Here is a 16,560-nt window from a genome sequence, read left to right as displayed (position 1 = left end):
AATTTCCCTGAATAACCGTTATTTACGCAGCAAAATCGTTTTCTAATAAACGGCTATGAATAGACTGTACTACGTTATCTGACTCAGTTTGCTCTACTAAAAAGCACAGGTTGTGCTTACTAGCACCGTGACAAATTAATCGAATGTTAAAATCTTTTAGCACACTCATTAAGTTCATTTCGTGTTGGCGTAATTGAATCTCAGAGCCAATAAGTGCCACCAATGTTAGGTTGTTTTCTACCGAAACATGGCAAAACTCTGCAAGCTTATCTAGGCATTCTTGATCGAGCTCTGGGCGCGAGGCGTTTTGCGCGTTATCAAGGGTTATAGCTACGCTGATTTCTGATGTGGTTACCAAATCAACCGATATATTGTATTCACTTAATAGTGTAAATACGCGTGCTAAAAAGCCGCTTGCTAGTAGCATTTCAGGGCTTTTAAGCGTAAGCAATATTTGGTTTTTACGTTGCGTTACTGCGCGTATACCTGGTTGCTGCGATTTTTCACGCTCAATCCACGTACCGCCACGCTCTGGCTCGCGGCTAGAACCTACAAACACGTTAATGTGGCTACGACTTGCTGGTAAAATAGTCGCTGGGTGTAATACTTTTGCGCCAAAGGTTGCCATTTCAGCGGCTTCGTCAAAACTTAAACGTGCAATAGGCGTCGCTTTTGCGCACAAACGCGGGTCGGTGCTAAAAATGCCCACTACATCGGTCCAAATATGCACGCTTTTAGCGTTAATTGCTTCCGCTAATAATGCAGCGCTGTAGTCTGAACCACCACGTCCAAGCGTTGTGGTTTGACCGTATTCGTCACTACCAATAAATCCCTGAGTCACAATTACTTGAGCGTCTAATAACGGAATTAAATGCTCTTTAGCAGCTTGCGCTGTTGCTGCAACATTAGGCGTTGCTTTGCCAAATTGGCTGTCGGTTTTAAGCACCTTGCGCACATCAAAGCGATCGGCATTTAAACCTTGTAAACGCAGCACCTGAGCAAATAAATACGACGATAAACGCTCACCAAAGCTAAGTAGCTCGTCGTGTTGCTGATCGGTTGTTAGTGGCTCTTGAGCCAATGTTTGAAATACTTTTAAGGTTTCGTTAAAGCCAACCGCTAAATCAGCATCTAGCGATAATTCATCTAATATAGTTTGTTGAATAGCAAGCACGCCATTTATGTGTTCTTGGCGCTCACTAGGAGTAATGCTTGATTTACACAGTGCAACTAAGTGATTAGTTACGCCGGCACTGGCGCTCACGGCAACAATACGTACGCTTTTATCTGCAACAATAATTTCGCTGCAGCGACTCATCGCTTCAAAATTTGCAACACTTGTTCCGCCAAATTTGGCAACGATGTAATCTGATTTTGCGCTTAACTCTGTTTGAGGCACTGTTTGTGGCGCTGATACGGTAGTCATTTAGTCTCCTTTCGCGGTATCCAAACCGCAATAAAACAAGAAGAACTTGGCAAAGGAATGCTTGAAGATAAGTCCACTGCCAGAAGCTCTCCACCTATATTGGTGACAGTTTTGAGGATTCAGCCCCATAAACCGAAAAACAATGACGACGTACCATTATTTTCCTCGGCGAGTACTTCCCTCCTTAATGATCATCGGCTTTCGTCGCCTAACATTAAGTACCTAAGTATCGCACCTCTTCTGAATGCTTTATTAACCAGTGGCTAATAAAACAAAACCCCACTAAGTAGTGGGGTTTTGAAAGTTATCGTTTAGACGTCTAGCTGTCAAGCATTTAATAATTTATGAGTTAAATAAAACTGCCCATGTAATACGAGCCCGCATATCCAACCGTGTAACAAATTAATAAATGCAGCGATAAACGCAAGTAGCTCATAAAGGTAAGCGCTTTAACTTTGCTCATGGCAATAATGCCCGCAGCCGAACCAATAATAAGCATTGAACCGCCCACGCCCGTTGCATACGTAAACGACAACCAGTGTTGTTGGCTCATTACTATATTGGCTTTTAATAATGCAGCGGTAAGCGGTACGTTATCGACCCCTGCTGATAATATGCCCATTAAGTAGTTTGCGTATTCTGGTGCCATTACCGTGTATAGGTCGGTAAATTTACTCAACATACCAATTTCTTTAAGTGCGCCTACAAGTAAAAGTACACCTACAAAAAACAATAATGTGTCGTATTCTATATCGCGAACAAAATCGATTATGTCTTTGTTTATGTCTTTTTTGCGCATTAAAAATTGCGCCACTAAAAACATCACTGATAAGCCAAACAAAAAGGTTAATAAAGGCGGTACGCTGTAAATTACACTCAACGTAAGTGTGCTCACTACGGTAGATAAAAATATAACAGCAATGGTTATGTCGGTTTTTTCAATGCGGGTTTTACCTGCACTAGCAAACTCAACACGCCCTTTCATACCTATAGACAGTAACGCAGCAAGCAGCATAACGCTTGCAAGTGCTGGCGCTATAAGTAGTAATAAATGAGCAATGGTTACTTTGCCATCTAAAAATATCATTAGTGTGGTTACGTCACCTGTTATTAGCGATACCCCACCTGAGTTCACTCCAAACACAATAAGCGTGGCGTATTTAACGAGCTTTTTAGGTTCAAGCTTTAACGACATAACAACCGCAAGCGATATAAGCGTCGCTGTTACGTTATCTGAAATCGACGAAAACAAAAACGCAAAACCACCCACCAAAAACATGAGCTTTTTTTCGCTAATACTTTTTGGCATAACACGGTGCACAATATTTTCTATAAACCCCTTTGAATTTAAATAGGCGACAAAGGTCATTGCAGCCATTAAAAATAGCCATAATGAGGCAATTTCTAAAATATTTTCATTTAAAAGATGTTGAATCGTATCGGGGCTTTGCCCGTGTAGGGGGTATATAAAAAGAAGAATCCAGCAAAGCGTACCAAAAAACAGCGTGGTTTTAGCTTTATTGACATGGATTATATCTTCTATAACGATCAGTAAAAATGCAATCGCTATCAGGGTTAGAATAATCGAGGAAACCATGGTAGTTAAACAACCTTTGATATAGTTTTAAAGAACACACAAATAACATTCCATTTCATGTGCCTATTTTCGGCGCGAATTTTAGCACTGCCTCTATGCAAAAACTATTATTAAATGGTCTTAAAAACGAATACTATATACAAACAAGATTAATTAAAAATACGTAATAATGAGTCTTCTAAAAGAACTCAATAATAAAATACTAGGATGTTGTAACCCCATATGATCCCAGCTAAAAAGCTGCTAAACACCATAACCGAACATTGGGGTGTATTAGAGCTATTATTTAAACGTTTTAAAATGGCTGACTTTAGCCTAAAAGACGTACAAAACGCGATTAAGCAAAAGCAGCCTACGTGGTCAAACGAACGCATTTATAAAGAAACAAATCGTTTGTTAAACCAAGATATTTTAATTCCACTGGCTAAATCCTCACAGCTTGAAATAAATCGCGCCATTGCCGACTTTGCTACGTTTTTACTTCAAGAAGAGCATTTAGGCTTAGCGCAAGAAATTAGCGTATTAGTCGACGACCTCGCTCGTTTAGGTAATCGCCTAGATAACGCTGGCGAAATAGAAGACTTTGACGATTTACGCCGCTACAGCCGTATTATGGATGATCGGGTGCGTAAAATAATGAAGCTCTATACGCACAACGAAAACGCTATTTTAAATATTGTTGAACAAGCCAAATCAAATAATGCGGTGCAATCGCTGCAAAAGCGTTATAAAGCGGTAATAGAAGCCTTTGACGAATACATAGAGCCAATGCTTGAAATGGTAGATATTAGGGGTGAATTTCATGCGTGTTTTACCCTCATTGAAGAGCAAATAAGTAAGCAAATACTGCACATTGAGCGCTCAGGTAAAGCGTATACCGACAAACGCATGCTTGAGCAATTACGTACCCGTATACTCGAAATGCATTTAGTGGGTCGAGAAAGCTTACGTAAAAGTGCCGACATGCTTATGCCGCTACGCGAAGAGTTACGCCGTAATAACTTAATTACTCGCCAAGCAGCCAAAGTACTTGGGCTTGTGCGCAAAAATGGCGTAGACAATATGCTAAGTGCTGTACAGCCACATTTTGTGAGCGACGCGCAGCGATATTCGCTTGGTCAGCAACGCCATATTGTGGCTTACATGGCAAGCTTGGTTGAATTTGAACACGAAGAATACCAATTGCCTGACCAGCAAGACGTGCCTGCATTTGTTACGCCAAATATTCCTGACTACAACGATGTTAAAACCAGCTTTGCTAAGCGCTTTAATAAAAAACGCAAAAAGCCGCAGCCCTTGCTGCAATTTTTAGACGAAAGCTATCCAAGTCTCGACGCCGACGAAATGCTATTTTTGTATCAAAAATTAGTCAGCGACAGCGATATTAAAATAATTCAAAGCGATGAAAAAGCCCGCGTAAAAATTGCCGGTCAGCACTTTTCTTTATATCCATTTAATTCAGAGCCTCAGCCAGATTCAAAGGCAGGTAAATAAACCATGACACACATAAACTTAGACGAGCTAACCCATCTACAAGCCATTAATAAAAAATTAGTAGCGGGTTACCACATTTGCGAGCAAGACAACGTAATGTGGCAAGAGCTTGACCAACACATAGAAGACTACACCGCCCTATTTACCGCTTTAGGTAACGATTTAAAACACGACAGCCGTGGCTTTTATTATTTTGGTAGCGACGAAAGCACACCCAATATGGGCAAAATATCTCGTGCTATCGCGCTCACCATTTACATTTTAATTGAGCACTACGCCAATACGGGTAAAGACCCAATGCGCGCATTGTTTGACGACGTAAACGATTTAGAGCTTATGCAAACGCTGGTGCAAATTAACAAACATTTGTTTGATCAGCTTGAGATATTTTCGGGATCGGATTTGCGCAAAGACGTTTACCTGCGCATGGTGCGCTTAGGTTTAGCCCGTGAAGTAGAAGGCGGCTTTATGCTACAAGCGCCAATTCACCGCTACATAGATGCACTCATGGAAGTAAACGAAGAAACCTACATTACAGAGGACGAGGAATGAAAAATCTATACGGACTAAGTAAACTCGCCCTACTTAACACCGCAGGCTATGCAAAATGTGTGATCCCGCTTGATAAAAGCAGCTCTATTTGCGCGCCCAATAACACAGGTAAAAGCTCGGTTATTAACGCTCTGCAGTTTCCGCTTATTAACGATTTGCGCTTAACCGAATGGGACGGACACGATTTAGATGAAACCCGTAAGTTTTATTTTTCATCCGATCAGTCGTACATTTTACTAGAAGCTAACTTGCCTCATGGCTCAGTAGTAATAGGCGTTGCGGGACTTGGTAAAATTGCCGGTTACGCGCATCAGTACTTTTGTTATCAAGGAAAGCTTGATTTAGAGCAGTACACGCAAGGTAAAACTATTATTAAATTTACCAAGCTGTTCAACCATTTAAAATCGCTTAACTACAACCCTATTGAGCTTAAAGCACAAGAGTTAAACGCGCTACTGACTGGCGGCGCAACCCCATTTGACGGCGACATTAACTTAAAAATGATCCCGCTTAATAATGTGCAAGACTCCTCTATTTATAAAGAAATATTTAGACGTATTCTTAACTTACACAAATTAGGCGCAAGCGACGTAAAACGCTTTATGCTACGCGTTTTTGAACGTCATATGTCAAACTCTAAAGTCGACTTTTATGAAGTATGGCGTCGCTCGTTTGATAAAGTAAATCGCTCAAAACGCGAACTAAAAGCCCTTGAGTCAATGCAAGAGCCAATAGCCGCGCTTGAATCAATGCTTGAAAACCAAACCGTGCTTAAAGGTAAATTAGCCGCATACGCACCTAAAATTGACCAAGCACTGATTGATTTTGACACTTATCAAGAATCGCAACTTAATGAGTTGGGCATTGCGCTTGAAGATATAGAGCACGAAAAACACGAGTTTGAGCAAAAGCAAAGCCTATACGTACAGCAATCGCGTGATATTGAGCGCAGACAAACTCAAATTGAGCAGTGGTTTTTAGATTACGATGCGCTTAAAAGCGAATTTGAACTGGTAAATAAAGCCACGCTTAAAACCAGCCTGACTCAGTTAAAGCAAGATTACGAGTCGCTTTCGCACTCTATAACTAGCGCACAAGGGCAAAGCCTACATACGCTTGACTACCGCATTAGCGAAACACAAAAACAAATTAAGAGCTTAAAGCTGCAACTTAAAAACCTTGAGTTTAATTTGTTTACCCGCATGCGCGAAGACCTCTCGTTAAAAGAAGTAGAGGAAATATCGCGGATTTTAAATCCAGATATTCTCTCGTTTGCAACCACCACTAATGGCGATATAACCATTGATGATGAAGATGCATTTGGTGAGTTTTTATCGCTATTAAGTGAAAACGTTAAAGGCGGCGTCTTAACGCTACCAGGTGCGAGCATTAAGCTTAAAAAGCTCTCGCCTGTGCAAATGCAAAGCGGCGAAAACAAAGAGCAATTAACCGCTCAGTTAAATGCACTTGAGCATTCACTTAAAGAGTTTAAGCAACAGCGCGATGTTGCTGCAAACGTTGCCGACAAGCAAAAAGAAAAAGACGCGTTATACGATGAGCTTATGAGCGCAGAAAGCGCGCTAAAACGCTTAGAGCAGTTTGAGGTAATGCAGCAGTCGGTTGAAGCGCAAGCCATGCTAAAAGAGCAGTTATTAGCTGAGCGCGAACAAGTTGACGACTACTTGCAAGATATTCAAAAAAATAGTGGCTCAATTGCCGATCGTCGCTCGTTAATTAAATCGAAACAAGAGCAAATTAATCGCCAAACTGAGCGCTTACGCCAAGTTAAGAGCGAGCGAATTGATCACACGCTTGATTTATACAGCGGTAAAGTAACTCCATACATGATTGATATTACGGTCGACTTTGATAACTTAAGCGACCTTGTTCATCATTTTAATAAAGACTGCCAAGAACTGCGTAATTTTGACATAAACGTGCGTAATACCTATTTGCATGTATATAACGCGGGTATTACTAAATTCGACAACGAAAATGACGAATACACTAAATACCAAAAGCTAATAAGCGCCTTTCATAATATTGATAACGAACGCGATGCTGTTGAGCGCCAAGCACGCGTTGCGCTTACCGAAGTGGCCGCAACTATAAAAGGCTTGCGAGAAGATTTAGACCGCCTTCGCCGCGAAATGAACAGCTTTAATAAAGGCATAAGCCAGCACCGAATTTCAAACCTGCAAGCGTTTAAAATTAACGTCATACCGCGCAAAATGCTGGTTGATAGTATCGATACCATTATCAGTACGTCGCATCAGTTTGAGCAAGGTGACACGCTTGATTTACTGAGCCAAGAACCGTACAGCGAAAGTGCAGTAAACGAAGCAAAAGATCACTTAATTAAACTTGCCTCAGATAAAGCGGGTTTAACACTTACCGATTTATTTGATATTCGATTTGAAGTGGTTAACCGTGCAGGTGAAACAGAGCACTTTGAAAAAATAGACTCAGCGGGTTCAAACGGCACACGTATTACGATTAAATTATTGTGTGGCATGTTGTTTATTCGTTACTTATTAAGCGATCAGGAACAAAACCTATACCGTATACCTATTTACATAGATGAAGCGGCCGACATTGACCCGCAAAATCAAAAAGCGATTATAGAAACCGCACTAAGCTTTGGTTTTGTGCCTATATTTGCCTCAGTTAAGCCACAAATAAGTTGTGACTACATTGTGCCGATTCGTTCAGTAAAAGACGGTGCACAAAACTGGGTAGATGAAAAAGATTGGATTGAAGTTGAACACAATTAATTGGCCGTTAAGGCAAACCAACTAAACTAAAATATAGGACGTTTAAATAATACACATTTAAACGATGTGTGTTATTTTAAGTTAATGCATTTTATTGGAGCAAACGTAATGAAAAATATACTTATTGTTGCAGCGCTAGCACTACTTACAGCCTGTACACAAACCCCTGATTGGGATTACGATAAATCAGCCAACTTTAGTAATTTTAAAACATTTGCTTGGGTAGAAAACGCCAGCCTAACTAAAGACACAAATAACTACCAAATTAATGGCCTAATGGAAAAACGTGTTCGCACTGCCGTTAACGCAGAGCTGAGCCAAACACTTGGTATGAGCTTAGTTGATGTAGCAAATGCTGATGTACTTGTTAACTATCATGCATCGGTAGATAAAGAGCTTGAAGTAGATACATTTAATGTAAACTACCGCCCGCATTGGGGTTATTGGGGTACTGGTTTTCAACGTGATACAACCGCGCGTGAATACGAAGTGGGCACACTGATTATTGATATTGTGGATCGTGAATCTAACCAGCTAGTATGGCGCGGCGCAAAAGAAGGCCGATTAAAGAAAAACCAATCGCCAGAACAACGTGAAGCATCAATTAATAAAACAGTGAGCGAAATATTAAGTAACTTCCCGCCGCAAAAGCAGCATTAAGTTAAATTTTGCTACAAGTAAGTTTTAAAAAAAGCTCACAGTACGTGAGCTTTTTTGTGGGTGTGTATTTTTGGGACTTCAGGTTTAAATAATTATGAGCTGCGCTCATCACGTCAGCAAGCTGCACGTCTACAAAAAAACACCGTGTTAAATTTACGATTTATACTTATGCAGTAACTCAAGCGGTATATGGCAGTAATCATCAGGGTGATTAGTTAGTCGGTCTTGATGCTCAGGATCGCTTGGCACGTAGTTAGTTAGCAGCTCTACCCCTACCACAATTTTATCGGCATCACTGCGCTTATTCATATAATTGCTTGCTGCATCTAAATGGCTTTGGTTTTTGCTATAAATGGCAGTGCGGTATTTAGGGCCTACGTCATCCCCTTGTTTATTAATACTGTATGGGTCAATAATTTCAAAAAAGTAATCATACAGCTTATTTAGGCTAACGACTTTTAAATCAAAAATGACTTTTACGCATTCGGCATAACCATCGTATTCGCCGTCAGTGGTTTTGCTTGTACCATTAGCGCGTCCTGCTTCAGTACTTATTACGCCTGGTAAGTGCTTTAAAAACTCTTGTACGCCCCACAGGCAGCCACCAGCAAAGTAAATAGTATTATATTCTTTAGTATCCATTATAAACGTTACCTAATAAGTAATTATACCGATTGCATTAAAATAGTGTTCTATTATAGCGCCAAGAAAATAGCGCAATAACAAGGCGAAAATTATGACATATAGTTGTTCTATATAAATAATTTTTAACGCAGTGAGTGCGCTATTTAATACGATAGAATAACCATGTTTTTAATAAAGTCGGTATTACGTAAATGGTTATCAAATGCAGTTATTAACAAATTAATGTACAATCGCGCACAAAATGACTGCTGTTACATTTAGTTATTTTATCATGCTCAAATATAAGCTTTGAAATTAATTGTAACCGCAGCTACAAATAAAAAATGATGAGAAACACATGAATCGCACACCACACATTATAATACCTGCAATATTATGCAGCGTTACTGCATTTGCCAATGCTAATACGCTATCTGATGAGTCGGCAATCGAGAAAATAACGGTTGAGGCCTCACCCACTGCAAATAAGTTGCCAGTAGGTACATTCGACTCGCCTATTTCTAATTTAGAATATGACCCCCGTGTTGACCTTCAATCGCGTAATATGGCTGAGGCGCAAGCTGATGTAACTATTCGTGGTGGGATTTTTGAAAACACCGGTTTTAGAGTAGGAAGCGCTACCCTGCTTGACCCGCAATCTGGGCATTATTTTGCTGAAATACCCATTGCACCGCAAATGCTAAGCGGCCCAGATGTTTTAACCGGTGCCGATAACGCACTTTACGGTATGAATAGCTCTGTAGGTACGGTTTCATTTGGTTGGAAACCGATTATTACTGGCGGTAGTGTATCCCTTGGTACTGGTACAAACGACTTTAATCTGCAAAGTATTCACGCTGCTAAAAACACACAACTTGATAGCTTAGCTAACTATACTCTGGGCTTTGAAGGTGAGTATTCTCATTCGCAAAGTGATGGAACAATAGATTCTGGCGATCATGACTTTTCGCGCGCCTCAGCTCGCGTGCAATTAGCAAGCGAGCATAGCCAAACAGATTTGTTTTTTGGCTCACAAGATAAGTTTTTTGGCTGGCCTAACTTGTACACCCCTTTTGGCGTTAACGAAACTGAAGATTTAGAAACCCGTCTTTGGATGCTTAATCACAAGCAAAACTACGCTGATAACAGCAACTTTGAAGTATCTGCTTATTATCGTACCCATGACGATCACTATATTTACTCGCGCGAAAATCCTAGTGCATTTGAAGCTTTTCATAAAAGTGAAGTTAAATCGCTTGGACTTTCGGGTCGCCATGCACAAAGCGATGCACTGGCAATAAATTACTCTACACAGTTTATTGACGACTCAATTGAATCTACCACGCTTGAAAACAACTTTACCTCTCGTAAGTATTATAAATTAAGCGTATTGCCTGAATACAAAATGGCGCTTGAGGATAATAAACAACTTACATTTCGTTTAGGTGCTGCGTTTGACGATACAAATAGAGACGACTCTGAACTGTCACTTATTGGTGATATAACGCTTAATACACAAAACAGCAAAGGTTTTGAGCGCACGTTTTATTTATCGTACGCAGAGGCGAGTCAAGTTGCAGGCTACACAGCCATTGGCGGCAGCGACTCTGGCGGGTTATTTAGAAGTAACTACAACCTTGAGCGCGAAACCACATCAAACTTGGAGCTAGGTTTATTACTTGAAGAACAAAGCTGGCAGTTAAACTCGGCTATTTTTTATCGAAAAGATAATAACTTGACCGATTGGACCTTTAATTTTGATTCAACCTCAGCGCGCTTTGCAAACCCAGTTGATATTGATACTGCAGGGGTTGAATTTTTAGCGACTAAGCACTTTGATACAGCAAAGCTTATAGCAAGCTACACCTATTTACATAAATCAGAAAACTACGGCGCAGCCGATATTGATGCCAGCTTTTACGCGTTAAACTTTCCTGATCACCGTTTAACACTTGGCGCTGTGTACAACCCAACTGATATTTTAGAATTTAGAATAGATAACGAATGGCGTACACAACACAAAAATGCACTTAGAAACGGCAATGATAACGCGTTATTTACCCAGCTAACACTTAAAATAACTCCGCCACAGTTGAGTAATTTATTTATCACCTTAGCGGCAGATAACTTATGGGATGAGTCGTTTGAAGAAATACCAGGTACACCTGGGCGCGGTGAGCAATATACGTTAAGCGTAACGTATAGCTGGTAGAAAATAAAGCCAGCGTTTACGAACTCAATTTATACTTTGGTTTGTAAACGCTGTGTTTATTTATATAAAAGTGCAGTTTTTAGGAAAAAAATATTACACAAAGAGAAAAGAATTAGGAGTAAATGAGAAAAACAAAAGCCAACTATTACTTTAAATTAATCTCCTCCTCTAAAAGCGCAGCGCCTCCTCCCCTCTTTGTGAATAAATCACTTTTACATGCTTTGCCTGTCACGTAAGCAAGCTTCACGCCTACACAAACCTACACTTTGGCGGTAAACGTAGAGCTTGCTCGCGTGAAAAGCACAGCTTTTAATTACTTAAAATAAATACTCACTAATAGATAAGTGTAAATATATGTGTATTTTAATAGCTCACTAAGTGAGCTCTTCGAGCTCTGTAATAAGCGCTAAAGCTTGTGCATTTGTTGACCCGCACACATCAAGCGTGGCACTAAAATCGCTACATACTTTTGGTCGACTTTCATCACCAAATAACTTACATAAATTACGTTCGTCCAGCTGAATACAACGTTCTCCGGCTTTTTTACCATTTGGCATACCTGGAATAGGCGAACTAATACTTGGCGCAATACAACATGCGCCGCAGCCTAGCCTGCAATTCATCGATTCGGTTTTCATAATTTCCTCGGTATAAAAAACACTTACTTTAATTTCTTTTTAGAAACTTAATTAGTCGCATAGTAAGTTGTAACACACACATGTAATGCTTTGTTACATCTTAAAACAGCTTGTAAACACTTTATTGCGTATTATTGCTCTGTCACCACCAATTATGAAGGAATGCCTTGTGGCTACTACAAAACAAATAATACTCCCAATCGCTGTTTTAGCAGGCGGTATTGCTTTAGCTTTCGCCTTTATGGCAATGAAAAAACCACCCGAAGAAAAGCCAGAGCAAGATTTACGTCCTTTAGTAGCAACACAAAGCGTACTTTTAAATTCTATAACGCTCGATGTTAAATCGTACGGCATTGTTAAACCAAAGTATCGTACCGAGCTAATAGCACAAGTTAGCGGGCAAGTTATTTCGGTATCAGATCAATTTGTTGAAGGCGCGTTTGTAAAGCAAGGCGATATTTTAGCACGAATTGATGCAAATGATTACGAAGCAGACTTTATTGAAGCGCAAGCGGGTTTAGCACAAGCAAGCTCAGCACTTGAAATAGAACGCGCGCAAGCACATGTCGCTCAAGCTGAGTGGGAGCGCATTAAGTCAGACTCAAGCGACGCTATTGCATCAGAACTTTATTTACGAAAACCACAGCTGGCCGAAAAATTAGCGCGTTACCGCTCTGCTCAAGCAAGTGTTAAACGTGCTAGCCGCAATCTTGAGCGTACTTATATTAAAGCCCCTTATGATGCCATTATTAATGAGCGCACAATTAGCTTGGGTTCAGTAGTAAACCCAGGTAATAGTTTTGGCGCACTAAGCGCAACCTCAGTTGCAGAGGTACGTTTACCGGTTGCCGATCAAGAACTGCAATATTTAAAAAATGGCGGCGTAGGCTCAAATGTTACATTTAACGCAGAATACGCGGGTAAGCAAACAATGTGGCAAGCCAAAGTAATTCGCACCGAAGGTGTGGTTGATCAAACAAGCCGTATGAGCTACTTGGTTGCACAACTTGCAACACCTTATGGCGACAAAACACGCCCTCTTCGTTTTGGCTCATACATTAACGCTACCATTGAAGGTCGCCCGCTTGATAACGCAATTATTGTTGCGCACCACTTAGTTAAAGATAATAAAATTGTAATTTTAAATGACGATTTAACATTGTCGTTTAAAACCCTCAATATTATACGCGAACAAAACGGCATGATTATAGCCAGCCAAGGGTTAAAGAATGGCGAGCAAATTGTTACCTCAGCGCTTGAATACCCAACTGAAGGTATGGCAGTAAAAATTGAAGATATTGCGCCTGATAAAACTGATGTAACTCAACTTGCGCTGAAAGAGGAATAATCATGAACACTCGTGAAACAGGGTTAATAGCATGGTTTGCCCGAAATCCCGTTGCTGCCAACCTACTAATGATATTTATATTAGTAGGCGGTATTTTAATGGCGATGACCATTCGCAAACAAATGTTCCCACAGTTTGAAAGCAACTGGATAAGCGTACAAGCAGTTTACCCAGGTGCAGCCCCGCAAGAGGTAGAAGAAGGCATAACCATAAAAGTTGAAGAAAACCTCGAAGGTATTGAAGGCATTAAACGCCTAATTACGTACTCTAACCGTGGTTTTTCACAAGCGTGGATTGAAATAGAAGAGCAATACAATCCACAAGAAGTACTTGATGAAATTAAAGTACAAGTTGATTCAATAAACACCTTTCCTGCGGGAATGGAGCGCCCTGTTGTGCGCCGCGATAAGTTTGAGCAAGAGGTAATGATACTCGCGCTTTACGGCGACATGAGTAACTACCAGTTAAAAGAGCTTGGCAACGATATAAAAGACGAGTTACAAGCACTGCCTCACGTTAACCTTGTAAATTTTAACGGCGGCTTAGAGTACGAAATTGGTATAGAAGTCAGCCCTGATAAACTACGCGAGTACGGATTAACATTTAGAGATATTGCAGGTGCGGTGCAAAACTTTTCGGCAAATATGTCGGCGGGGCAAATACGCTCTGAAAATGGTTATATTTCGATGCGTGTTGAAAAACAAGCCTATCGTGGCTTTGAGTTTGAAAAACTGCCACTTATTACCCTTGCTGATGGCGCACAAATTTATTTAGGCGATGTAGCAACCATTAATGATGGCTTTGAAGAAGGCCTACAGTATTCAAAATATAATGGTAAAAATTCACTCTCGTTTGAAGTAAACGCATCAAAAGATCAAGACATTACCGATGTAGCAAAAGTACTTAAAAGCTACATGGCAACTAAAGAGCCACTTTTACCTGCAGGCGTTAAGCTATCTCCTATTGTTGATTTAACTTACTACCTTGAAGGTCGACTCGATATGATGGTCGATAACATGATTTGGGGTGGCTTGTTAGTAATGATAGTGCTGGCACTATTTTTACCGTTACGCTTGGCATTTTGGGTAATGATGGGCTTACCGGTGTCTTTTCTAGGTGCCTTTTTGTTTATGCCCATTGGCTTTTTAGACGTAACAATTAACCTAGCCTCTCTTTTTGCCTTTATACTTGTGCTCGGAATTGTTGTTGATGACGCCATTGTTGTGGGCGAGTCAGCCAGTGCCGAAATAGAAAAATACGGCCATACACTTGATAACGTAGTACGCGGCGTAAAACGTGTTGCGATGCCAGCAACCTTTGGTGTACTAACAACTATTGCGGCATTTTTACCACAAACACTCGCAACCGGCCCTGGTGCTGCTTTTTCTAAGGCCATTGGTGGCGTTATTATTTTATGTTTGATTTTTTCACTCATTGAATCAAAACTTATTTTACCTGCGCACATTGCAGCAATGAACCCGCGTAAACCAAATCCTAAAAACCTATTACATCGCTTACGTATGGTGATTGATAGTGGTTTAAAAGGCTTTGTGAATAACTACTACCTTCCTTTTGTTAGCCGCTGTATTCACTACCGCTATACCGTAATTGTTGGCTTTATGTGTTTGCTTATTGTAAGCGCAGGTATGTTTGCAGGTGGTTTAGTTAAGTTTGTACCAAACCCTAAAATACCGCACGACTTTCCGCGTATTGATATAGAGATGAACCTTGCTTCATCTGAGCAAGCAACGCTTGAAACCGCACGTAAAATAGAAAGCGTGTTGTTAAAGGTCGATCAGCAACTACAAGAGCAATACGGTAAACCGATGATCCGCGATTTATCGGTAAGCCTGCGCGGACGAACGCAAGCAAATATTATGGCCATTTTGGTAGAGCCTGACTTACGCCCTATCGACACCTTTGCCCTAAGTGCATTATGGCGTGAGCAAATGCCCGCCCTACCAGGCATTAAAACCATGACCATTCAAGACAGTATAATGAATGGCGGTCGAGATGATGGCGACGTTAGCTTTAAACTTGAAGGCAAAAATGCTGACGAGCTAAAAGAAGTGGCTGGTAAATTAAAAGCCAAATTACAAACAATGGAAGGCGTTGGCGACGTAAACGATTCAATGCAAAGCGCTACCGACGAAGTGCAACTTGATTTAAAACCACTCGCTTACAGCATGGGTTTAACGCTTGCTGATGTAGCATCGCAAGTTAGCTTTAGTTACTACGGCTTAGAAGCGCAGCGAATATTGCGTGAAGGCGAAGAAATTAAAGTTATGATCCGCTATCCAGAAGACGAACGTAACTCAATTAGTGACATCGCAAGCGTGCGTATTATTACACCTACTGGCGCTGAAGTACCACTAAGTGAAGTAGCCGAAGTTAAGCTTGTTGACGGCGTTAACCGTATTCGCCGCGAAAACTCTAAACGTACTGTAAACGTATGGGCTGCGGTAAATACCGACCAAGCCGAACCATTTGCGATTGCAGAAGAAATTCGTGATGAATACTTACCAACATTACTTAAAAGCTACCCTGGTGTTACAAGTGATGTAGCTGGGCGCATTCAAGAAGAGATGGATAGCGCTTCAGAGCAGCTTCGTGATTTTGGTATATCAATGATGATCATATTTGCCTTATTAGCCATTCCGCTTCGATCTTACTCGCAGCCACTTATTATAATGTCGGTTATTCCGTTTGGTGTAGTGGGCGCCATGTTTGGGCATATGATTTTAGGTATGACCATGAGTAGCTTATCTATGTTTGGCATAATTGCTGTAGCGGGTGTGGTCGTAAATGATTCCCTCGTTATGGTTGATTTTGTAAACAAAGCACGCACTGAAGGTGTTGCGATTAAGGATGCTGTAATGCAAGCAGGTGCTCGTCGCTTTAGAGCAATATTACTCACCTCAATCACTACCTTTATTGGTGTAATGCCAATTATTTTTGAAACGAGTTTACAAGCTAAAATTGTTATTCCAATGGCTGTATCACTTGCTTTTGGTGTGTTATTTGCCACAGTAATTACACTGATACTTATACCGTGTCAGTATGTTGCACTAGAAGATGCTAAGCGATTAGTACGTAAAATGCGTGGCAAGCCACCACTAGTAGATGCCCAACCAGCGCCTACTAACAGCTAAATTAAGTAACATCCCAACCAAAAAAGCTCGGCATATTATGTCGAGCTTTTTATTTGAAATAACTATGAACCAAGTGTAAGTTA

Annotated in this window: 11 protein-coding genes and 1 riboswitch; of the genes, 7 read left to right on the top strand and 4 right to left on the bottom strand. The window is 40.7% G+C overall.

Features of this window, described 5'->3' with window-relative positions; genetic code table 11:
- Positions 1–22 precede the first annotated feature (22 nt).
- Positions 23–1,426 (bottom strand): lysine-sensitive aspartokinase 3, encoded by a 1,404-nt coding sequence (lysC, locus tag H5122_RS01785; protein WP_182681096.1) that lies wholly within the window; start codon positions 1,424–1,426, stop codon positions 23–25.
- Between the two features lie 75 nt (positions 1,427–1,501).
- Positions 1,502–1,674, bottom strand: a riboswitch (Lysine riboswitch).
- A gap of 101 nt (positions 1,675–1,775) precedes the next feature.
- The gene (gene nhaD, locus H5122_RS01780; protein WP_101217585.1) at positions 1,776–3,023 is read right to left on the bottom strand and encodes a sodium:proton antiporter NhaD; all 1,248 of its coding nucleotides are present in this window, start codon (positions 3,021–3,023) and stop codon (positions 1,776–1,778) included.
- A gap of 222 nt (positions 3,024–3,245) precedes the next feature.
- On the opposite strand from nhaD, the gene H5122_RS01775 reads away from it, so the two are divergent.
- From H5122_RS01775 to H5122_RS01760, 4 genes are all read left to right on the top strand, one after another.
- Positions 3,246–4,517, top strand: coding sequence for a hypothetical protein (locus H5122_RS01775; RefSeq protein WP_182681095.1), 1,272 nt, complete (start codon positions 3,246–3,248; stop codon positions 4,515–4,517).
- Positions 4,518–4,520: 3 nt separating this feature from the next.
- A complete protein-coding gene (locus tag H5122_RS01770) occupies positions 4,521–5,069 on the top strand; it encodes a condensin complex protein MksE (protein ID WP_024605891.1) in 549 nt (182 codons plus the stop codon).
- Positions 5,066–7,843, top strand: coding sequence for an ATPase (locus H5122_RS01765; RefSeq protein WP_182673496.1), 2,778 nt, complete (start codon positions 5,066–5,068; stop codon positions 7,841–7,843). The genes H5122_RS01770 and H5122_RS01765 overlap by 4 nt, the downstream gene beginning before the upstream one ends.
- A 108-nt stretch (positions 7,844–7,951) precedes the next feature.
- Positions 7,952–8,503 (top strand): DUF4136 domain-containing protein, encoded by a 552-nt coding sequence (locus H5122_RS01760; RefSeq protein WP_182681094.1) that lies wholly within the window; start codon positions 7,952–7,954, stop codon positions 8,501–8,503.
- A gap of 153 nt (positions 8,504–8,656) precedes the next feature.
- Here H5122_RS01760 and H5122_RS01755 read toward each other — a convergent pair whose 3' ends face one another.
- Positions 8,657–9,145 (bottom strand): peptide-methionine (S)-S-oxide reductase, encoded by a 489-nt coding sequence (locus tag H5122_RS01755; RefSeq protein WP_182681093.1) that lies wholly within the window; start codon positions 9,143–9,145, stop codon positions 8,657–8,659.
- A 340-nt stretch (positions 9,146–9,485) separates the two neighbouring features.
- Here H5122_RS01755 and H5122_RS01750 point away from each other — a divergent pair, with 340 nt between their 5' ends.
- Complete coding sequence (locus tag H5122_RS01750; RefSeq protein ID WP_182671692.1) at positions 9,486–11,339, top strand: TonB-dependent siderophore receptor; 1,854 nt, start codon at positions 9,486–9,488, stop codon at positions 11,337–11,339.
- Between the two features lie 374 nt (positions 11,340–11,713).
- On the opposite strand, the gene H5122_RS01745 is transcribed toward H5122_RS01750, so the two are convergent.
- The gene (locus H5122_RS01745) at positions 11,714–11,977 is read right to left on the bottom strand and encodes a YkgJ family cysteine cluster protein (protein WP_007375812.1); all 264 of its coding nucleotides are present in this window, start codon (positions 11,975–11,977) and stop codon (positions 11,714–11,716) included.
- A gap of 169 nt (positions 11,978–12,146) precedes the next feature.
- Between H5122_RS01745 and H5122_RS01740 the strand changes: the two genes are divergently transcribed.
- Both H5122_RS01740 and H5122_RS01735 read left to right on the top strand, forming a co-directional pair.
- A complete protein-coding gene (locus H5122_RS01740) occupies positions 12,147–13,325 on the top strand; it encodes an efflux RND transporter periplasmic adaptor subunit (protein WP_182671691.1) in 1,179 nt (392 codons plus the stop codon).
- Between the two features lie 2 nt (positions 13,326–13,327).
- Positions 13,328–16,477, top strand: coding sequence for an efflux RND transporter permease subunit (locus H5122_RS01735; protein ID WP_182681092.1), 3,150 nt, complete (start codon positions 13,328–13,330; stop codon positions 16,475–16,477).
- Positions 16,478–16,560 lie beyond the last annotated feature (83 nt).

It is taken from the genome of Pseudoalteromonas sp. SG43-8, from assembly GCF_014164245.1.
Lineage (GTDB): Bacteria > Pseudomonadota > Gammaproteobacteria > Enterobacterales > Alteromonadaceae > Pseudoalteromonas > Pseudoalteromonas distincta.
This window is presented reverse-complemented; position numbering and strand designations above follow the sequence as displayed.